The organism is Aureimonas sp. SK2, from assembly GCF_029813115.1.
Classification (GTDB): Bacteria; Pseudomonadota; Alphaproteobacteria; order Rhizobiales; family Rhizobiaceae; genus Aureimonas.
The window spans coordinates 1-20270 of record NZ_JAPZDS010000013.1; the positions used below are offsets into that span (position 1 = coordinate 1).

The 20270-nt window shown below is 70.9% G+C and carries 17 protein-coding genes; 6 read left to right on the forward strand and 11 right to left on the reverse strand.

Going from position 1 to position 20270, the window contains the following annotated elements:
• Positions 1-412: 412 nt before the first annotated feature.
• On the forward strand, positions 413-2347 hold the full coding sequence (locus O5O54_RS15885) for a M23 family metallopeptidase (protein ID WP_279482806.1): 1935 nt from the start codon (positions 413-415) through the stop codon (positions 2345-2347).
• Between the two features lie 42 nt (positions 2348-2389).
• Here the strand turns inward: O5O54_RS15885 and mgrA are convergent, their stop codons facing one another.
• From mgrA to O5O54_RS15900, 3 genes are all read right to left on the reverse strand, one after another.
• Positions 2390-3427: an L-glyceraldehyde 3-phosphate reductase gene (mgrA, locus tag O5O54_RS15890; protein ID WP_279482807.1), complete on the reverse strand. Its 1038-nt coding sequence runs from the start codon at positions 3425-3427 to the stop codon at positions 2390-2392.
• Positions 3428-3556: 129 nt separating this feature from the next.
• Complete coding sequence (locus tag O5O54_RS15895; protein ID WP_279482808.1) at positions 3557-4510, reverse strand: extensin family protein; 954 nt, start codon at positions 4508-4510, stop codon at positions 3557-3559.
• A 14-nt stretch (positions 4511-4524) separates the two neighbouring features.
• On the reverse strand, positions 4525-5865 hold the full coding sequence (locus tag O5O54_RS15900) for a L,D-transpeptidase family protein (RefSeq protein WP_407061720.1): 1341 nt from the start codon (positions 5863-5865) through the stop codon (positions 4525-4527).
• 232 nt (positions 5866-6097) lie between these two features.
• Between O5O54_RS15900 and O5O54_RS15905 the strand changes: the two genes are divergently transcribed.
• Positions 6098-6484 carry a PRC-barrel domain-containing protein gene (locus O5O54_RS15905; protein ID WP_279482810.1) on the forward strand — a complete coding sequence of 129 codons (387 nt, stop codon included), beginning with the start codon at positions 6098-6100 and terminating at the stop codon, positions 6482-6484.
• Positions 6485-6548: 64 nt separating this feature from the next.
• On the opposite strand, the gene clpB is transcribed toward O5O54_RS15905, so the two are convergent.
• The gene (gene clpB, locus O5O54_RS15910) at positions 6549-9164 is read right to left on the reverse strand and encodes an ATP-dependent chaperone ClpB (RefSeq protein WP_279482811.1); all 2616 of its coding nucleotides are present in this window, start codon (positions 9162-9164) and stop codon (positions 6549-6551) included.
• 286 nt (positions 9165-9450) lie between these two features.
• Here clpB and O5O54_RS15915 point away from each other — a divergent pair, with 286 nt between their 5' ends.
• The gene (locus O5O54_RS15915) at positions 9451-9609 is read left to right on the forward strand and encodes a hypothetical protein (protein WP_279482812.1); all 159 of its coding nucleotides are present in this window, start codon (positions 9451-9453) and stop codon (positions 9607-9609) included.
• A gap of 8 nt (positions 9610-9617) precedes the next feature.
• On the opposite strand, the gene fdhD is transcribed toward O5O54_RS15915, so the two are convergent.
• Genes fdhD through O5O54_RS15930 form a run of 3 tightly spaced genes read right to left on the reverse strand, consistent with a single transcriptional unit; the run spans position 9618 to position 11788 of the window.
• Positions 9618-10478, reverse strand: a complete 861-nt coding sequence (fdhD, locus tag O5O54_RS15920; RefSeq protein ID WP_279482813.1) for a formate dehydrogenase accessory sulfurtransferase FdhD — start codon at positions 10476-10478, stop codon at positions 9618-9620.
• A 3-nt stretch (positions 10479-10481) separates the two neighbouring features.
• Positions 10482-11222: an anti-sigma factor domain-containing protein gene (locus O5O54_RS15925; RefSeq protein WP_279482814.1), complete on the reverse strand. Its 741-nt coding sequence runs from the start codon at positions 11220-11222 to the stop codon at positions 10482-10484.
• Positions 11219-11788 carry a sigma-70 family RNA polymerase sigma factor gene (locus O5O54_RS15930; RefSeq protein ID WP_279482815.1) on the reverse strand — a complete coding sequence of 190 codons (570 nt, stop codon included), beginning with the start codon at positions 11786-11788 and terminating at the stop codon, positions 11219-11221. Before O5O54_RS15930 ends, O5O54_RS15925 begins: the two co-directional genes overlap by 4 nt.
• A gap of 88 nt (positions 11789-11876) precedes the next feature.
• On the opposite strand from O5O54_RS15930, the gene O5O54_RS15935 reads away from it, so the two are divergent.
• Together O5O54_RS15935 and O5O54_RS15940 are read left to right on the forward strand one after the other, a co-directional pair.
• Complete coding sequence (locus O5O54_RS15935; RefSeq protein WP_279482816.1) at positions 11877-12239, forward strand: DUF427 domain-containing protein; 363 nt, start codon at positions 11877-11879, stop codon at positions 12237-12239.
• 87 nt (positions 12240-12326) lie between these two features.
• Complete coding sequence (locus O5O54_RS15940) at positions 12327-12761, forward strand: DUF1236 domain-containing protein (RefSeq protein WP_279482817.1); 435 nt, start codon at positions 12327-12329, stop codon at positions 12759-12761.
• 143 nt (positions 12762-12904) lie between these two features.
• Here the strand turns inward: O5O54_RS15940 and O5O54_RS15945 are convergent, their stop codons facing one another.
• From O5O54_RS15945 to O5O54_RS15960, 4 genes are read right to left on the reverse strand one after another with little or no spacing between them, the layout of a single operon-like run.
• Positions 12905-13189: a SelT/SelW/SelH family protein gene (locus O5O54_RS15945; RefSeq protein WP_279482818.1), complete on the reverse strand. Its 285-nt coding sequence runs from the start codon at positions 13187-13189 to the stop codon at positions 12905-12907.
• Positions 13190-13217: 28 nt separating this feature from the next.
• Positions 13218-16688, reverse strand: a complete 3471-nt coding sequence (locus O5O54_RS15950) for an error-prone DNA polymerase (protein ID WP_279482937.1) — start codon at positions 16686-16688, stop codon at positions 13218-13220.
• A gap of 23 nt (positions 16689-16711) precedes the next feature.
• Positions 16712-18235, reverse strand: a complete 1524-nt coding sequence (locus O5O54_RS15955) for a DNA polymerase Y family protein (RefSeq protein ID WP_279482938.1) — start codon at positions 18233-18235, stop codon at positions 16712-16714.
• 10 nt (positions 18236-18245) lie between these two features.
• A complete protein-coding gene (locus O5O54_RS15960) occupies positions 18246-19199 on the reverse strand; it encodes a hypothetical protein (protein WP_279482819.1) in 954 nt (317 codons plus the stop codon).
• A 356-nt stretch (positions 19200-19555) separates the two neighbouring features.
• Between O5O54_RS15960 and O5O54_RS15965 the strand changes: the two genes are divergently transcribed.
• Positions 19556-20233 carry a L,D-transpeptidase gene (locus O5O54_RS15965; RefSeq protein WP_279482820.1) on the forward strand — a complete coding sequence of 226 codons (678 nt, stop codon included), beginning with the start codon at positions 19556-19558 and terminating at the stop codon, positions 20231-20233.
• The last annotated feature ends 37 nt before the right edge of the window (positions 20234-20270 follow it).

Below are 20270 nucleotides of genomic sequence, written 5' to 3' on the forward strand. Positions count from 1 at the left end.
TGGGAAAAGTCAGAGAAGGCAGAGGCTTAGGCCGAGCGCTCTTCGTCGTCCTGTCGTCATGAGGACGTTACGGGATCGTCTCGGTGGGGGATTTCTCTTCCCCATCCATCCCCCTTGAGCGGTTCATCGACCGTCCGCCCGTGGTCGCAATCTCACGGCAGCGTGGAAGCGAGCTCCCGCGCGCCGTTGCGGGGGTCCCGATGCAGGCCGCGGACAGGCGATCCCCAGCTTCGCGGGAGCCCCGTCCGGCGATCGGTTGACATCTCCTTATCCGATCCGCTCTATCTCTGCGAATGAGCGTGCCTGTTGCCTCCCGGCCACAGGTTCGGTCACGGCGCCTTCTTGCGCCTCCGCCTTCGCTTTTCGGCCGCTTTGTTGGGGCCATGGGAGGGCGGACCAGCATGAGACCGGAATGAACCACGAGCGATACGCCAAGCCGAACTTCGGAAACCAGCCGGCGCTCGTCGCCGACGTCCGGCGCAAGCCGGACCGCCGCCAGGTTTCCGCCCGGTGGCTCGCGGGAACGCTCCTGACGGGCCTGACCTCCAGCGCCATGATGGGCATCGCGCTTTCCGCCGCCCATGACGGAAGGCGGATGCTGGTCTCGCCCGCCGTGGTCGGCGAGATCGCCGCGGTGACCCAGGCCGATGCGGTGGAACGGGGCGAGCGCGTCTTCGCCACCCCCATCCCGATCGACCGCAACCGCTCCACGATCGAGGTGCCGACCCTGATGCGCGAAGGGGATCGCGAGGTCATCCGCACCCTGCCCTTCGCCTATGCCTCCATGCTGCTCGGCGCGCGCCATCCGACCACCGTCTCCTATCCCGCCTTCGACGCGATGAACGTCTTCGGCAGCGAGGACGACGACGCCGAGACCGAGGCGGTGCCCGAGACGGGCCAGATCTATGACGCCAAGGTGGAAGGCGACGTGGGCCTTGCCGTCGAGCCCTTCGCCTTCGACCCCGCCACCTACGACGACGCCCCCGACATCGGCACGCGCGAGGCGGAGCTCCTGGTGCGCGAGGCCGTGCCCCGCCTCGCCTCCGCGCCGATCCAGGTGGCGTCCTATCAGGCCTTCGACACGTCGCGCTTCGGCGGAAGCCTGTCGGACGCGGCCGAATACATCCCAGGCTCCGCCGCCAAGGTCACAGCGGAGAACGTGTCCTTCTCCTCGGCCGAGGGCACCCAGGATCGCGTGTCGCGCTATTTCGAGGAGATCGTGCCCTTCCGCGAGACGCGCGCCGTCGCCGGCGCGCTGGCCGAAAGCGGACACGAGGATGCCGAGGCGCCCGCCGCTCGCCTGTCGGGGCTTCTCGGGCGCAGCGAGATGAACGCGGGCGAGGTGCTCCGGCTGGGCCTCGAGCCCTCCAGCGACGGCTCGCGGATCGTGCGGCTCTCGGCCTATCGCGGCGAGAAGCACCTGGCGACGGTTGCGCTCGCCGACGACGGGTCGTTCGCCGAAGGGCCGGAGCCCGCCCTCAGCCGTTCGGTCGCCCAGGCCTTCGACGAGAACGCCACCGAGATGCCGCTGCGCCAGAACATGCCGACGGTCTACGACGGCATCTACCAGGCCGCCCTCGCCTACGGCCTCGACGACCGGCTCTGCCGCAAGCTCCTGAAGATCCTGTCGTCGGACGTCGACTTCCAGGCCCGGCTCGATCCCGCCGACCGTCTGACGCTGCTCTATTCGCTGAAGGAAGGGGAGGAAGAGGCCGGCGCTGATTCGCAGATCCTGTTCGTGGAGGCCAAGTTCGGCGACACGACCAAGCGCTACTACCGCTTCTTCACCTCCGACGACGACCAGACCGACTATTACGACGAGGACGGCCGCAGCGCGAAGCAGTTCCTCTTGCGCAACCCGGTGCCGAAGGGGCGGTTCACCTCGCCCTTCGGCTCGCGGCGCCACCCCGTTCTCGGTTATGCCCGCATGCATTGGGGCGTCGACTGGGCGGCCCCGCGCGGCACGCCGATCCTGGCGTCCGGCTCGGGCGTCGTGGAGCAGGCCGGCTGGTCCACCGGCTTCGGCCAGCAGACCATCATCCGCCACGCCAACGGCTACGAGACGTCCTATTCGCACCAGAGCAAGATCGCGAGCGGGGTCGTGAAGGGCGCGCGGGTGCGGCAGGGCCAGATCATCGGCTATATCGGCTCGACGGGGCTCTCGACCGGCAACCACCTCCACTACGAGGTGACCGTCAACGGCACGCGCGTCGACCCGATGCGCATTCGCCTGCCGTCCGGGCGTCAGCTCGGCGGCGACCTTCTGGCCGCCTTCCAGCGCGAGCGCGCGCGGATCGACGATCTTCTCAAGAACAGCGTGGAGGAGATGCGCGTCGCCGCGCATTGATCCCGAGGCGAGCCGGCCGGACGGCCGGCCCGCACCCGGCTGTCACTCCTGACGGCCGATCGACGACTGCGAGCGCCAGAGGTCGATGCCGCCTTCGGTGGCCGAACGGTCGATGGCGCTGAGTTCCTCATCCGAGAAGTCGAGACGGTTCAGGGCGTCGAGCGAGGAGTCGAGCTGCGCCACCGTGCGCGCGCCGATCAGCGCCGAGGTGACCCGCGGGTCCCGCAGCACCCAGGCGATCGCCATCTGCGCCAGCGACTGGCCGCGCGCCTTGGCGATCTCGTCGAGGGCCTGGATGCGCCGGACGTTTTCGTCCGTCACGAGATCGGGCGAGAAGGACTTGCCCTTGGCCGCGCGCGAGCCTTCCGGCACGCCCTTCAGGTACTTGTCGGTCAGGAGCCCCTGCGCCAGCGGCGAGAAGGCGATGCAGCCGACGCCCAGGTTCCCGAGCGTGTCGAGAAGCTCGTCCTCCACCCAGCGGTTCAGCATGGAATAGGACGGCTGGTGGATCAGCATCGGCGTGCCGAGGCTTTTGAGGATCGCATGCGCCTCGCGCGTGCGGTCCGGCCCGTAGGACGAAAGGCCGACATAGAGCGCCTTGCCCGAGCGCACGATCTGGTCGAGCGCCCCCATCGTCTCCTCCAGCGGCGTCTTCGGGTCCGGCCGGTGGTGGTAGAAGATGTCGACATAGTCGAGGCCCATGCGCTTCAGGCTCTGGTCGAGCGAGGCCATGAGATACTTGCGCGAGCCGAAGTTGCCGTAGGGGCCTGGCCACATGTCCCAGCCCGCCTTGGTGGAGATCAGGAGCTCGTCCCGGTAGGGGCGGAAGTCGAGATCCATCCAGCGGCCGAAGTTCTCCTCCGCCGAGCCGGGAGGCGGACCGTAGTTGTTGGCGAGGTCGAAATGGGTGACGCCCCGGTCGAAGGCGCGGCGCAGGATCGCACGGCCCGTCTCGAAGACGTCCGTGCCGCCGAAGTTCTGCCAGAGGCCAAGCGAGATCGCGGGCAGATCGAGCCCCGACCGGCCGCAGCGGCGGAAGTCGGCACGGGCATAGCGTTGGTCGTCGGCGGTATAGGGCATGGGGTCCTCCTCTCGGCCGCCGGGTCCGGCGGCGCGGCGGGACTATAGCCCCGGACCCGCGAGAGGAAAGGGCGAAGACGTAGGCCCGCTCGAAAAGGTCCGAGGAATTGCGTGGTCCGCCAAGCGGCGTCAGCGGCAATAGGTGGCGCCGCCGTTGCGCGCGGCGATGTCGAGATGCAGGTGCGTGCCGTGGTCCGAATCGGTGCCGGGACCGAGCACGGTGCGGAACGGGCCGCACGCCGCCCGCCTCAGGCTGGCGGCGAAGCGGTCAACCGGCGTGCCGGGCTCCGTGGCCTCGACGGGCAGGGTCCGGCCGTCGGACAGCTCGAACCCTGCGATGTCGATGGCGCTGCCGCGCGAGTGCTCCGAGATGCGCGTCTCGCTCGCGCGCGCCCGGCAGACATAGGTGGACGCCTGGGTCAGAGCCTTCACCGTGGCCCCGTCGAACTCGGCCTTGGCGGCCGGGTCGACCCCTTCCGACACCCAGACGTCGAGAGCCAACGCCGTACGGCACAGCATCACCGTGCCCGGCTCGATGCGCGTGCCGTTCGACAACCTGGTGACGGAGACGGGACGCAGCACGCCGCAGTCGCCTTCGGCGATCGTCTCGCCGACGGTGAACTCGGCGCCGCGGCTCTTCAGCTCGCCCTCGCAGGTGACAGCGTCCTCGACGGCGGCAGCGGCCTCCACGGTCTCGGCCGGCGTGACCTCCATCGGCGGCACGTCCGGCGCGCCGGGCTCGGGCTCGGTGCGCGCCTTCTCGGGCGACACATAGGCGGGCTGCGGGGCATCCGCGGCGGGGGCAGCGGCAGGCTCGGCGGGCGCCTGGGCCGCATCGGCTTCAGGCGCGGACGCCGGCGCGGGCGGCGGGGTGTTTGCCACGGGCGGGGCCTCGGGCCGAGCCTCCGGCACGGGCACACGGGCCGCTGCGGGCGGCGTGCCGGGACCGGCAGGCGGCGCGTCGGTCGGCTGCATGCCCGGTGCTTGCGTGGGCACGGGAACCGTCTGAGCCGTCGTGGGAGCGGCCAGCATCGCCGCCATCGCCGCGGCCAGGATCGTGCGTCCGGCTCCCCCCTGCCCCATGGCGCCCCCGCGTCCTAGTCGATGAACTCGACGGTGACGCCCGGCTTCACCAGCTTGGCGAGTTCCGTCGCGTCCCAATTGGTCAGGCGCACGCAGCCGTGGCTGTTGGTCTTGCCGATCTTGGAAGGCTCGGGCGTTCCGTGGATGCCGTAGGTCGGCTTCGACAGCGCGATCCAGATCGTGCCGACCGGGCCGTTGGGGCCGGGCGGGATGGTGAGGATCTTGTCGTTGTCGCCCTGCTTGAAGTTGATCTTCGGGTTGTAGGTGTAGTTCGGGTCGAAGGCGATGCGCGCCACTTCCACCGTGCCGGAGGGCGAAGGCGTCGAGGTGGAGCCGATGGAGGAAGGGTAGGCCGCGACGAGGCGCCCGGTCGCATCGTAGGCGCGCACCTGCTCGCGTCCCTTGTCGGCCACGATGCGCGCGACCTCGACGCCCGTCACGTTGTCGCCGGTCGCCACGACCTTGATCTGCGTGCCGGGCCGGGTGAAGTCGGCGCCGGGATTGATCTCCTTGAGATAGGCCTCGTCCATGTGGAAGCGTTCGGCCAGCATCTCCGTGACGCGCTCGTAGCTCATGGCCGGCAGCGCCGCCTTGTGGGCGTAGTCCTCGGGGATCGCGGCGACATAAGGCCCGCCGACGTCCTCGTTGGTGATCTCGTAGGTGACGATCGCCGGGCCGCCGGTCGCCATCAGCTCTTCCATCAGCGACTGCGCGTTGGTCGCGTCGATCGAGCGACCCGTCATTTCCTTGTAGGCCGCGACCGCCTTGTCGACATTGCCGCCCATGCGCCCGTCGATCACGCCCGGCGAGGCGCCGGCGCGGTCGAGCAGCACCTGGAGCGCGGCGATCTCGGCCTTGGCGTTCTTGCCGGTCGGCCCCGCGACCTTGGGCGCGGGGTTGGATTCGATCATGGTCTGGCCTTCGAGGCCCCCGCCCGGCGCCGGATAGGCCTGCGACCCGTCGCCCGGCGAGATCGAGCCCGTCGTGCCCTGGTCGGGCAGACCCGCCTGATCCCAGGCGCCCGGCGGCGGCAGCGGCTGGCTGTCCACCGGTGCGTCGCGATAGTCGTAGATGTCGGCGGGCGAGGCGTAGTCGTCGAGGCCCGGAGGCACTTCGCCCACACGCCCTTCGAGGACGACGGGGCCGGACGGGCCGCGATCGCGCTGGCCGCGCCGGGGACGCTCAGCCGGACGCTCGACCGCGATCACGCGGCCGTAGGAATCCACGGTGACGATGTTGCCGAATTCGTCGCGGAAGCTCTCGGTGCCGGGGCCGTAGTCGTCGTAATAGGGATCGTAGACTTGGGCGGCGGCCGGCAGGCTGAAGCCGGACAGGCCGGCCAACACGAAAGCCATTGCCCGCACCGTTCCCTTACCCATGTCCCGCCTCCTTCGCTCGCACGCCCGGGTCGACGCCCAGCGGGCAACGCCTGACAGGCAAATAGGGCGCAATGCTGGTCCGAAGATGGTTAACGACCGGCAAATGAACCGATGGTGAATGTGTGGAATCGACAGTGGGATGCTCCATCAGGAACAGCGGCGCCTGCTCCCCGTTGTGTCTGTCGAAGCAACGGAAGGGAGAAGTCCGATGTCCTCCACTCTGGGAACCGGCACCACGTCCGAGATCGAGGTCGGCGCCGACGCCATCGAGGCAAGCCGCGTCAACGGCACGCGCGTCTACAACACCGACGGCGACAATCTCGGCCACATCTACGACATCGTGATCGGCAAGCGCGACGGCCGCGTGAAATACGCCATCATGTCCTTCGGCGGCTTTCTCGGCATCGGCGAGGAATACCACCCCCTGCCTTGGGAGGTCCTGAAATACGACGAGCGCCAGGGCGGCTACGTCGTCGGCATCACCATCGACCAGTTGAAGGACGCCCCCCGCTACGGCGCGGCAGACCGCCCGAACTGGGTGGACGCCGACTACGGCCGTCGCATCAACGACTACTACGGCGTCGCCTACTACTGAGCGAGCCGGACATGAAGAATGGGGCGGCCCGGCGGGCCGCCCCTTTCGTTTTGTCGATGGTCGATCAGGCCGCGACCCGGTCTCCCGCAGCGTTGGCCTTGGAGCCGGCGACGTAGAAGTTCAGGCGCTCGGTGCCCGACGAGATCTTCACGCGGTCCTCGTCCTTCACCTCTCCGAGAAGGATCTTCTCGGCCAGCGGATCCTGCACCTCGCGCTGGATCACCCGCTTCAAGGGACGCGCGCCGTAGGCCGGGTCGTAGCCCCGATCGGCCAGCCACTCGCGGGCGCTGTCGTCCAGTTCCAAGACGATCTTGCGCTCTTCGAGCAGCTTTTCCAGCCGCCCCATCTGGATGTCGACGATCGCCCCCATCTCCGCCCGCTTCAGGCGGTGGAAAAGGATGATCTCGTCGACACGGTTGAGGAACTCCGGCCGGAAGGCCGAGCGCACCACGTCCATCACCTGCGGCCGCGCGGACGCCACGTCCTCGTCGTCGCGCAAGGCCGTCAGGTACTCCGAGCCGAGGTTCGAGGTCATGACGATCAGCGTGTTGCGGAAGTCCACCGTGCGCCCCTGCCCGTCCGTCAGCCGCCCGTCGTCGAGCACCTGGAGGAGGACGTTGAAGACGTCCGGATGCGCCTTCTCGATCTCGTCGAAGAGGATCACCTGGTAGGGCCGCCGCCGCACCGCCTCGGTGAGGACGCCCCCCTCCTCGTAGCCGACATAGCCCGGAGGGGCGCCGATCAGCCGGGCCACGGAGTGCTTCTCCATGAACTCGGACATGTCGATGCGCACCATTGCGGTCTCCTCATCGAAGAGGAAGCGGGCGAGCGCCTTGGTGAGCTCCGTCTTGCCGACGCCGGTGGGCCCGAGGAAGATGAACGAGCCGATCGGCCGGTTCGGATCCTGGAGCCCGGCGCGCGCCCGGCGCACCGCACGGGAGACGGCCTGAACCGCCTCGCCCTGGCCGACGACGCGCTTGGCCAGCGCATCCTCCATCGACAAGAGCTTCTCGCGCTCGCCCTGCATCATCCGGTCGACGGGGATGCCGGTCCAGCGGGAGACGACCTGCGCGACGTGGTCGGCGGTCACGGTCTCCTCGACCATGGACGCCTTGCCGTCGGCCGCTTCCGCCTGCCCCAGCTCGCGCTCCAGCTGCGGGATCACGCCATAGGCGAGCTCGCCCGCGCGCTGGAACTCGCCTTTGCGCTGCGCGATGGCCAGATCGTTCCGCGCCTCGTCCAGCCGCTTCTTGAGGTCGGCGGCGAGGCCGAGCTTCGACTTCTCCGCCTGCCAGGAGGTGGTCAGCGCGTCGCTCTCCTCTTCGAGGTTGGCCAGCTCCGCCTCCAACCGCTCGAGGCGCGAACGCGCGCCGTCGTCGTGCTCCTTCTTGAGGGCCTCGCGCTCGATCTTGAGCTGCACGATGCGCCTGTCGATCTCGTCCAGCGCCTCCGGCTTGGAATCGACCGCCATGCGCAGGCGCGCGGCGCCCTCGTCCACGAGGTCGATCGCCTTGTCCGGCAGGAAGCGGTCGGTGATGTAGCGGTTCGAAAGCTGCGCGGCGGCGACGAGGGCGGAGTCCGAGATACGCACCTTGTGGTGCTGCTCGTACTTCTCCTTCAGCCCGCGCAGGATCGAGATCGTGTCCTCAACCGTCGGCTCCGACACGAAGACCGGCTGGAAGCGCCGGGCGAGCGCGGGGTCCTTCTCGACATGCTTGCGATACTCGTCGAGCGTGGTCGCGCCGACGCAGTGCAGCTCGCCGCGGGCGAGAGCGGGCTTCAGGAGGTTGGAGGCGTCCATCGCCCCGTCCGCCTTACCGGCGCCGACCAGCGTGTGCATCTCGTCGATGAAGAGGATGATGCCGCCCTCGGCCGCCGTCACTTCCGACAGCACCGCCTTGAGGCGCTCCTCGAACTCGCCGCGATACTTCGCGCCCGCGATCAGGGCGCCCATGTCGAGCGCCATCAGCTGCTTGTCGCGCAGGGACTCCGGCACGTCGCCGTTGACGAGGCGCAGCGCCAGGCCTTCGGCGATCGCGGTCTTGCCGACGCCCGGCTCGCCGATCAGCACCGGGTTGTTCTTGGTGCGGCGGGACAGGACCTGGATCGTGCGGCGGATCTCGTCGTCGCGCCCGATCACCGGGTCCAGCTTGCCCTCGCGCGCGTCCTTCGTCAGGTCGCGCGCATACTTCTTGAGCGCGTCGTAGCCCTGCTCGGCCGAAGCCGTGTCGGCGGTGCGCCCCTTGCGGATCGCCTCGATGGCCGCGTTCAACCCCTGAGGCGTCACGCCCGCCTTGGCGAGGATCTCGGACGTCTTGGCGCTCTTTTCCATCGCGAGCGCCAGCAGCAGTCGCTCGGCGGTGACGTAAGCGTCGCCCGCCTTCTTGGCGATCTCCTCGGCGGTCGCGAAGACCTTGGCGGTCGGGGCGGCCAGATAGATCTGCCCGTTGCCGCCGGACACCTTCGGCAGCGCCTCCAGCGCCGCCTCGACGCCGAGCCGCACATCCTTGGGGCGTCCGCCGGCGCGCTCGATCAGGCCGGAGGCCAGGCCTTCCGAATCGTCGACCAGGACCTTGAGAAGGTGTTCGGGCGTGAACTGCTGGTGGTCGCGGGCCATCGCCGCGGTCTGGGCGGCCTGGATGAAGCCGCGCACCCGGTCGGTGTATTTTTCCATGTCCATTCGTCGTCTCCTTGTCTCGCGCATCACCCGACACCCGGCATGCGCGCGAAATAGCGTGGAGTCGGCCGCCCGAAGGCCGGCCGCTGAACGAGATATGGGACGCATCCCCCTGTGGCAAAAGGGCATCGCCGGGACTGGGGCGGAGGATTTTTCGCAGCCGTCCGGACAGGCCCGGCTCACCGTCGCAACGCCCGCCGGCCGGGGCGTTAGGGTTAACGAAAGGTGAACCTTGCCGCCGCCGTCATGCCGCGGGATATGATCGGGCGACACACAAAAGGATCCATCGATGCTGCCGATCATGCCGGGGCCGAGCCCCGAAGCCCTTGGGGCGCTGGCTCTCGTGCTGGCGCTGGGGACCGGCGGCGCGATCGTCGCCGCCGCCGCGTTCGTCGGCTTCCATGCCCAGGAGATCGTCTGCTTCCTGGAGCACTACGCCAACGCCTGACGGCGCCGTCAAACGGTCCGGGCGAGGGTCGCGCCGTCGATCCGTCTGGGATGGGTGAAGACCTCGAACTCCTCGCCCCGCACCACGGCGACGAGGGTGATGCCCGCCTGTTCGGCCTCGGCCACCGCCAGCCCTGTCGGCACCGAGACGGCGGCGACGAGACCGCAGCCCATGACGGCCGCTTTCTGGATCAGTTCCACCGACACCCGGCTGGTCAGCACCACGAACCCCGCGGCCGGCGCGAGCCCCTCGCGCGCCAGATGGCCCGCGACCTTGTCGAGCGCGTTGTGCCGGCCGACATCCTCGCGAAGCGACAGGATACGCCCATCTGCGCCGGCGAAGGCCGCCGCATGGGCGGCGCGCGTGCGCCGGCCGAGCGCCTGCCCCTCGCCCATCGCCGCCATCGCGCCGACGATCGCGGCCGGAGACACGACGAGCCCGGGCGGAACCCTTGGGAGGGCACGCACGGCAAGTTCCAGGCTCTCCACCCCGCAAAGCCCGCAGCCGACCGGCCCCGTCATCTGGCGGCGGCGCGCGACATAGCCGGCCGCGCGCTCGGGAGAAAGCCAGAGCCGGCATTCGAGCCCCATGTCGGCCGCCGCCACCTCGAGCCCTTCGATCTCAGAGGGGCTGTCGACGATGCCCTCGTTCAGGGCGAGCCCGAGCGCGAGATCGGCGAGGTCGTCGGGCGTCGCCATCATCACGGCATGGGTCGAGCCGTTGACCGAGATCGCCACCGCGACCTCCGCCGGCAGGTCGCGCGTCCCGGCCTCGAAGCGACCGCCGCGAAAGCGAAGCGTCGCGGCCGGTCCGGCGGCGTCCCGCCTGTCTTCGGAGGGCGTCGCGGCCGGCGGTTCGTGTCCTTGCATCCCTCAGACGGCCCGCAGCATGCCCTGTCCGACGACCGGGCCGGTGGGCTGCCCGGTGGGCGAGCCGCCCTCGGGCTCCATGGAGACGGCGAGCGCGGCACCGGGTTTGCGCATCATGCCCATCCCCATGCCCTCGCGCCCCTTGAGATCGACGCGCAGCGGCGCGGCGGGATCGACCAGGCCCAGCGAGATCGGCGCGCCGCCGGCCGGCACCAGCCAGAGTTCGGGAACCCGCCCCGCCTCCGGCCGGAGCGAGACCGGCATCAAGGTGGCATGCCCGGCTTCGGTGTCGATCACCGCCAGAAACAGGGGGGCGCCTCCGTCGGCCGTGATGGACGCCATCATGGGAGCGGCGGCCGGCCGCAGATCCAGCGCGAGTCCGGCGAGGCTCGCGGCAGCCAGGCCCATCGATCCGATCGCCAGCCACTGCCAGAAGGCCACCACGCGGCGCCCCGCCCGGTGCGGCTGCGCCGGGGCGCGGGCGGCGGACGTCGGCCGGGCGGCCGCTCTCGGGCCGAGTTCGGCCTCGATCGCCTGCCAGAGGCGCTGCGGGGGCGAGACGCTCGGCGCGGCGTCGAGGAGGGGCTGGAGCCGCTCGTCCCAGCGTCCCGCTTCCTCAGCCAGCGCCGGGTCGATGCGCAGGCGGCGCTCGAAGGCGCGCCGCTCGGCCGGAGGCAGGAGGCCGAGCGTGTACTCGCCGGCCAAGGCCCCGTCGCCATCCTCCCGTTCGTCGCCCGCGCTCATTCTTCGAGGCATCCTCTCAATCGGATCAGGCCGCGCCGGATCACGCTCTTCATGGTTCCGAGCGGTACGCCCGCTCCCTGCGCCAGGTCCTCGTAGGTCCGCCCTCCGAAAAAGGCGGACCGGATGGCCTCGCGCGCCCGCGGCTCCAACCCGTCGAGACAGGCGGCCAGGCGCCGTGCCTCGCCGTCGGCCTCCAGGATCGACAGCGCGCCGGGCGCCTCGTCCGCCACCTCGTCCGCGGCGTCGAGATCGGCGCGCGAGCGATGGTGGCGCAGGGCGCGCAGTCGGTCGATCGCGCGGTTGCGGGCCAGGGTGCAGAGCCAAGTGATGGGGCTGGCCCGGGCGGGGTCGAAGCCCCCGGCCCGGTTCCACACCGTCACATAGACGTCCTGCAGCACGTCCTCCGCCTCGGCTTCGTCGTGCAAGATACGCAAGGCGACGCCGAAAAGCTTCGCCGCCGTCAGGTCGTAGACATGCCGCAACGCCTCGCGGTCCCCCGCCGCCACACGGCCGAGGGCTTCGACAAGGCGCTGGCGGGCGTCTTCGGGCAGGTTGCCGTGCGGCATGCGTCTCCAGGGGCGATCGATCAGGGAACCGGACGGCAGGCCGCTCGATTGCCGGGAGATATCCATATCATCCTCAGGGAGGAAAGCCATGTCCGCCGTGTCCCAGCCGGCCCTTCGCATCGAGCGCGAGACGCGCCCGGTCAACATCCTCTTCCACGACGCCGTCCTCGGATCCACGACGGAGGCGCTTCGCCTCTACGAGGGCAACCGCGAGCCCGTCCTCTACATCCCGCGCGACCATGTCGAGATGGCCTTCTTCGACGAATCGGACAAGCGCACGACCTGCCCGCTGAAGGGCGAGGCGCGCTACTGGTCGATCTCGGCCGAGGGCTACGGCGAACGCGACGCGGTCTGGTCCTACGAGGACCCCAAGCCCGCCGCGCGCGAGATCGCGGGCTATCTCGCCTTCTATCCCGACAAGGTGCGCATCGTGGTGGGCGAAGGAAACTGACCGCCCCCACCGCCCTCATGGAACGGAAGCGTCCCTTGGCTGTTTAGGCCGCCACAGGGACGTTCTTCATTCGAGGACATACAAACCATGCGTCGTTTCATTCTTGCCTCCGCCGCGTTCGCCCTCATGGCCGGCCCGGTTCTCGCCCAGACCACGGTGGTCACCACGACCGAGCCCACGAGCCAGGGCGAGCAGGCGGCCGGCACATTGGCAGGCGCGGGCACGGGTGCCGTCGCGGGCGCGCTGGTCGGCGGCCCGGTGGGCGCGGTGGTCGGCGGCGTCGCCGGCATGGCGGTGGGCGGCATCGCCTCGGCGCCGGACGACGTGCGCCAGTACGTCGTCGCCAACCCGACCGCGCCGGTCGTGGTCGAGGGCGAGATCACGCAAGGCTCGGTCATCCCCGGCACCGTGACGCTGGTGCCGGTGCCGTCCAACCCGGACTACGAGTATTTCTACACGTCCAACAACCAGCCGGTGATCGTCTCCAAGGCCGACCGCAAGGTCGTCTACTACGTCCAGTAAAGCATCCCGGACGCCCCAACGAAAAGGCCGCCGCGCGACACCCGCGCGGCGGCCTTTATCGTTAAAGGTCGGAGACCGTTTCGGAAGGACCCGGCGGAGGATCGGCGAGGGATTTCGGGCCGGAGACTTATCGAAGTCGTCTCCTAACGGTCGCTGTGGCCGAGGCTGCGCTCGGGGTCGAGCCGGTCGCGCACCCTTTGCTTCAGCACCTTGGCTTCGGGAAAGCCGCCGTCGGCCTTGCGCTCCCAGATCGTCTCTCCCTCGTAGGCGATCTCGAAGACGCCGCCCGTGCCGGGGATCAGCGCGACCTCGCTTAAGTCCGGACCGAAGGTCTGGAGCAGTTCCTGCGCCAGCCAGGCGGAGCGCAGCAGCCACTGGCACTGGGTGCAGAAGCGGATGGTGATGCGGGGTGCCGGGCTCGGGTCCATGGCGTTCTCCGTGAGGTTTCCCGGAGAACTAGTGAAAGTTCCGGCCCTTGGGCAAGACCGCGTTCAGCTCGCGCAGGCTCGCCTCGTCGATCTTGCGCGTCGAGGGCATGACGACCCGGGCCGGGCGGCGCACCTCGTCGGCCGAGGCGAGGACGGCGCCGAGCGCGGCGGCGGCCTCCGCCACGTCGTCGGGGATCGGCGAAACGTGGCGCGGCTCCGGGTGGCGGCGCAAGGGGCTCTTCACGTGGTCGGTCGGCTGGAGCGTGCGCGCGCCCTCCAAGCCCCGCTCGGCGAGGCGCGACAGGAGCGGCGTCAGGTCCTCGATCGTCTCGGCCACGAGATGGATCACCCCCCGGTCGGCCTGGACGCGGCCGGACACGCGCACCAGCCGCGCGCCGAGCACCACGGGCCGGAAGCGCTCGAAGACCTTGGTCCAGACCACGATGTTGGCGACGCCCGTCTCGTCCTCCACCGTCATGAAGATGACGCCCTTGGCCGAGCCCGGCCGCTGGCGCACCAGCACCAGCCCTGCGACGCTGGCGCGCCGGCCGGAGCGCAGCGTCTCGAGCGTCTGCGTCGTCGCGATGCCGCGTGCCGCCAGGTCTTCGCGCAGGAAGCTCAAGGGGTGGGCCTTCAGGGAGAGGGACAGGAAGCGGTAGTCGTGGACCACGGCCTCGCCGAGCGGCATGCCCGGCAGGAAGACCTCGGGCTCCGGCGCCACCTCGCCCACTCCCTCGAAGAGCGGCAGGCGCTCGGGCGCGGAGGCCTCGTCCAGCGCCTGCGCCGCCCAGAGCGCGTCGCGCCGCGCGAGCCCGAGACCGGCAAAGGCGTCGGCCTCCGCCAACCGCTCCATGGCGCGGCGGGACAGGCCCGTGCGCCGCCAGAGGTCGCGCACCGAATCGAACGGACCCGACGTGTCGCGCACCCAGACGAGGCGCGCGATCTCGGTCTCGGACAGGCCCTTCACCTGCCGGAACCCCAGCCGCACCGCATGGCGCGAGCGGATGGCGCCCGCCGCCTCGCGGTGGCGGGGAAAGACGCGGGCGGGATCGAAGGGCGCAGCCTCCAGGGTGCAGTCCCAGCGCGAGGCGTTGACGCAGACGGCCCGCACCTCGACCCCGTGCTCGCGCGCGTCGCGCACCAGCTGGGCCGGCGCGTAGAAGCCCATGGGCTGGGCGTTGAGGATGGCCGCGCAGAAGACGTCCGGCCAGTGGCACTTGATGACGATCGAGGCATAGACGAGGAGCGCGAAGGAGGCCGCGTGGCTTTCGGGGAAGCCGTATTCGCCGAAGCCCTCGATCTGGCTGAAGCAGCGCGCGGCAAAATCGGCCTCGTAGCCGTTCGCCACCATGCCGGCGATCATGCGCTCGCGAAAATCCCTCACCTGCCCGGTGCGCCGGAAGGTGGCCATGGCGCGGCGCAGCTTGTCGGCCTCCGCGCCCGAAAAGCCGCCGGCCACCATGGCGATCCTCATCGCCTGTTCCTGGAACAGCGGCACGCCGCAGGTGCGCTCGAGGATCTCGCGCAGTTCCTCCTTCGGGTAGGTCACGTCCTCCAGCCCCATGCGGCGGCGCAGATACGGATGCACCATGTCGCCCTGGATCGGGCCGGGACGCACGATGGCGACCTGGATCACAAGGTCGTAGAACTCGTTAGGTTTCAGCTTCGGGAGCATGGTCATCTGCGCCCGGCTCTCGATCTGGAACGTGCCGAGCGTGTCGGCGCGGTGGGTCATCCGCCAGACGGGAGCGTCCGGCGGCTCCTGCGGCAGCGTGGCGAGCGAGGCCGGGCGCCCGTCCGCCGTCACTTCCCCTTCATAGACATCGTTCAGCATGTCGAAGGCGCGGCGCAGCGCGCTCAGCATGCCGAGCGCTAGGATGTCGATCTTGAGGATCTTCAGCTCGTCGAGGTCGTCCTTGTCCCATTCCACGATGATGCGGCCCTTGGAGCCGGTGTTGTGGACGGGCACCGTCTCGTCCACCCGGCCGCGCGTCAGAACGAAGCCGCCGACATGCTGGCTGAGGTGGCGGGGAAACTCGTTGAGTGCACGAGCGTAGTCGAGAACGTTCCGGGTCGTCGGATCCTCCGCCGAAAGGCCCGCCGCATCCGTCTCGCGCGTGCCGACATCGGACGGACCGTAGCCCCAGACGGAGGCCGAGAGCGCCGAGACCGCGTCCTCCGACAGGCCGAAGGCCTTGCCGACCTCGCGGAGGCTGGAGCGCGCGCGATAGGAGATGACGGTGGCGGCGATGGCGGCCGAATCGCGCCCGTAGGCCTCGTAGATCCAGTCGATCACCTCGTCGCGCCGCTCGTGCTCGAAGTCGACGTCGATGTCGGGCGGCTCGTCGCGCTCGGCCGACAGGAAGCGGTCGAACAGGAGACCGGCCCGTTCGGGATCCACCTCCGTGATGCCGATGCAGAAACAGACGGTGGAATTGGCCGCCGAGCCGCGCCCCTGGCACAGGATGCCCTTCTCACGCGCGGCCTGGACAATGCGGTGGACGGTGAGGAAATAGGGCTCGTACTTCTTGTCGGCGATGAGAGCGAGCTCCCGCTCGATCTGGGTGTAGATGCGGCCTGGCACACCATGCGGATAGCGCCACAGCGCGCCCTTGTAGGCGAGGCGGCGCAGCTCTTCCAGCGGCGAGACGCCGAGGCGCAGGGCCTCGTCGGGATAGTCGTATTTCAGGGTCGCGAGGTCGAAGCGCAGCTCCGAGAAGAAGCGCCGGCTTTCCGCGATCGCGTGCTCGTATCCCCGGAACAGACGCAGCATCTCGCCTTCGTGCTTGAGCCGGCGCTCGGCATGGGCCGACAGGATCGCACGGCCGGCTTCAGCGATCGGCACATGTTCGCGGATGGCGGCGACGACGTCGGCGAGAGGGCGCCGCTCGCTCGCGTGGAACAGGGCGTCGTTGGTGGCGAGCAGGGGCGTGCCGAGCGCCGCCGCGAGGTTGTCGCCCCGCGCCAGGCGCCGGGCGTCGCCCCCGTCATGGCGCGGCGCCAGCGCGAGGCGGATCGCGCCGGGAAAGGCCTCCCGCAAGGGACCGAGCGCCGCGCGAAGCCGCGTGGCCGCCGCCTCCCCCGCCGGCCCATCGCGGCCGAGCGCGTCGGGGGCGAGAACCGCGAGGCCGATGCCCTCGCCGCCGTCCAGGAGATCGGGAAGACGGAGGATGCATTCGCCCTTCCGGGCGCGCAGGTTTCCCTTGGTCAGGAGGCGGCAGAGCTTGGCCCAGCCCGCCCGGTGCCGGGGATAGGCGAAGATGTCGGGCGTCTCGTCGGCCAGCACCAGCCGCGCGCCGGGGCGGAAGGGAAACCCTTGCAGCCGCGCCTGCCCATGGGCGCGCACGACGCCTGCCACGGTGTTGCGGTCGGCGAGCCCGAGGCCCCCGAGCCGCAGCGCCTGTGCCGCCACCACCATCTCGCCGGGCTTCGACGCCCCGCGCAGGAAGGAGAAGTTGGAGGCCGCCCCGATCTCGCAGAAGCCGGGACCGGGCGGCAGCGGCTCGACCGGCGCCTCGCCGCTCACGCGAAGAGCCCGTGAAGGAACCAGCCCGAGGGCGCGCCCGGCCCCGCCCCTTCCCGAAACAGCCAGTAGCGCCGCCCCGCCTCGTCCTCGACGCGGAAATAGTCGCGCTCCGCGCCGGTGTCGCCGCGCCACCATTCGGGCGCGATCCGCTCCGGCCCCTCGATCCGCCCGACGCGGTAGAAGGCTCGGCGCCAGCGGAACTGGCGGATCGGCCCGTCCGGCACCTCGGCCGTCGCCTCCACCGCCTCCGGCCGGGCGAAGAGGCGCAAGGGGCGGGGCGCGAGGTCCGCCGACAGGCCCATCGAGGCCGCGCCGAAGGGCGCGGCGGGGCGCTGCGCCGCCTCCGGCCTGTGGCGGTCCTCGCCCGAAAGCGCGAAGACCGCGGCCTCGCCTAGCCGGGTGCCCAGGCGATCGATCAGCGCGCCGAGATCCTCGGCCGGGCGCGGCCCCTCGCCCGCCAGCTCCTCCTGCCGCTCGGCCATGGCGTCGGCGGCCAGGACCGACAGGCGCAGAAGGTCGAAGCCGAAGCCGGCGTCGATCTCCTCGTCCGCCATCTTCAGCCGCTCGGCGAAGAGGCGCGCGATGCGGGCGGGGTCGCGCAGCGGCGTGCCCGTGCGCACGCTCATCCGCTCCACATGGCCGTCCACCCGGAACAGGGCGAGCTCCGCCTCGCGCAGGCCCTCGCCCCGCTCGGCCAGGGTCTCGCAGAGGCGCGCGGCCAGATGCGAGACGAGGCGTAGGATGTCCTCCGTCAGGCTCACCGGCTCGAACAGGCGCCGCTCGCGGATCAGCATGGCGACGGGCCGGCGCGGGGCGATCGGCCGGCGCGCCGCGCCCGTCGCCTCGTCCAGCCGGCGCGCGAGGTCCGGCCCGAAACGGCGCTGGAGCCCGGCGCGCGGCAGGGCGAGGAGGTCGCCGACCCGGCGCAGGCCGAGGCGATGGAGGCGCCCCGCCTCCTCGGGGGCCAAGCGGAGGGCGGGACCGGCCGGCAGTCCTTCCACCGCCGCCCGCTCGCCGCCCGCCGGCACGAGGGCCTGCGTCTCCCTCAAGCCGACGCAGGCCCGCGCCGTGCCGGGATGGGCGGCGACGACCGCCTCGGCCGCGAACCCTTGCGCGCGAAGCCGCGCCAGGAGATCGTCCCTGAGGGCGGCGACCCCGCCGAAGAGATGGGAGGCGCCCGACAGGTCGAGAAGAAGGCCCTCGGTGCCGTCGAGCGCCACCAGCGGCGTGTAGCGGTCGCACCAGTCGGCGACGGCCTCCAACAGCCGGCGGTCGGCCGCCGCGTCCATGGGCCGGTAGTCGACATGGGGAAAGCGCGCGCGCGCCTCCGCCAGCCCGAGGCCGGGCATAAGGCCCAGCGCCGCCGCCCGCTCGCACAGGGCGACGATCCGGTCGGCCCGGTCCTCGCGCCCGAACAGGGCGAGCGGCGGGACGCCTGGCTCGGCCGGCCCGTCCGCCCCGTCCGACAGCGCGAGGAGGCCGGCGGGCGGGCGGTGCCCGTTGCCCGAGCCGAGCGGCACGGAGAGGAGGTCAGCCCGCGCCGATGCGCCGGGGCGGGGCGGGTTCGTCCGCCGCCCCGGAGCGAAGGGGCCGCAGCGCCACGAGCGCCCGAGTTCCGCGCGCCGGATCCGGTCGCTCGGCAGGCGCGGCAGCCTGATCGCCAGGAACTCGGCCGGGGCCGGCGGCAGCGCTGGGGTCGTGGTCGTGGAAACGGCGCTCATGGGGATCCCATTCCAGACAGAGGGTGCGGGGAGACAGGCCCCGGGCCTTTTCGAGCCCGAGGGAAAAGCGCGGGCGGCCGATCAGCGGCAGCGCCTCCAGCCCCGGCACCGGGGCGGCGCGCACCGGTTCGACCAGGAAGCGGAGGGGCGCGGCCGAGGCCTCCGCCTCGCCGCCCTGGCGCAGGAGAAGGACCGGGCCGCCGGCCTCCCGCGCGCGGGTGTGGAGGCGGCGCGTGCCCTCCAGCGCCAGCACCGCCGGGTTGCCGCGCAGCTCGACCACGGTGAGCGCGGGCGCGCCGGAGCGGGCCGCCTCCTCGCCCGCCCAGGCGGCGTCGACGACGCGCCGGGCGCGCACCACGACCAGCGCCTCCGGCTCGAGGCCGAAATGGACGAGGCCCTCGCGATAGGGCATGCCGCCCTCGGCGAGCGCGTCGGCCGCGGCGATCCAGATAAGCGGCCGCTGCGCAGAGGCGCCGAGCCGGAGCGCCAGCGCCAGGGCGAAGCCGATGCCCACCCCGCCGTCGCGCATGGCGCGGGTGCGCAGTTCCAGAAGCCCCGCGCGCGGCAGGCCGCCGCCGAGCGCGGCGTCGAAGAGCGGTGCGCCAAGCGGGACGCGGCGCTCTTCGATGGGTTTTTCGTCCTTCCCTTCCGAGCCGTCGCGCGGGAGGACGGCTCCCTCGATCCGGCCGATCGCATGGCGCAGGGCCGAGAGCGTCGCGGCGCGCGACACCTTGGCCGGGCCGCAGCCGTCCTGCGCCGCCAAGATGCGGCCGATGCCTTCGTTTCCATGGTCTTGGTCCGGTCCTCTGCCGGATCGCCGTCGTTCCGAGCCGTTCCAGGTCACGCCGTTCTCCATCGGCCGATGGGATCATGGCCGCCTTCTTGTTCCACATATGTTCTAGGAGATTTCCGAGTCGCCCTCCGGAGTCAAGGACGAGGCATGCAAGATTATTTTCCTGTTGATAGGGAACGAATTCCGGTGGACGAGCGAGGCCCGGCCCGATCGCGGCCGCGTCACGATCGCGTCAGGGGGCCGGCTCGGAGGTTGCGGTGTGTCCGGCCGGTCCGGCAGGGAACCGGCTTGCTCCCCTGTTCCTCCATCCGAAGCCGTCCCTGCCCATGCCGCTTTCCCGCCGAACCTTCCTCGCCGGCGCCCCGCTGTTCCTGGCGGGCTGCGTGTCCGGCCGCCTGTCCGACGTTGCGCCGACCGCACCCGCACGCGTCGTTTCGCCCTACTATCTCGCCATGTACGCGGCGGTGGAGGGCGAGCCCTTCCCGGTCCCCGCGCCCGATCTCACCAAGATAGACCCGCGCTTCTATCGCCAGGAGGTTGCCTACTCGAGCGGCGAGATTCCCGGCACGCTGATCGTCGACACGCCCGCGCGCTTCCTCTACCTGCAGATGGAAGACAGAAGGGCGCTGCGCTACGGCATAGGCGTCGGCAAGGCGGGCCTCGCCTTCGAGGGGGAGGCCGTCGTGCAGTACAAGCGCGCCTGGCCGCGCTGGCGCCCGACCGACGCGATGATGGCGCGCGAGCCCGAGCGCTACGGGCACTTGAGCGCGGGCATGGAGCCCGGCCCGACCAATCCGCTCGGCGCGCGCGCGCTCTATCTCTTCCGCGGCGGCGAGGACACGCTCTACCGCATCCACGGCACCAACGAGGACTGGTCGATCGGCCGCTCCATCTCGTCGGGCTGCATCCGCCTTCTCAACCAGGACGTGATCGATCTCCACCGCCGCGTCCTCGACGGCACCAAGGTCGTGGTCCTTCAGGGACCCTCGGCCGGCACGGTCTGACCCCGGGGGACCAGGCGGGAAATCCGATCGCCTGCGA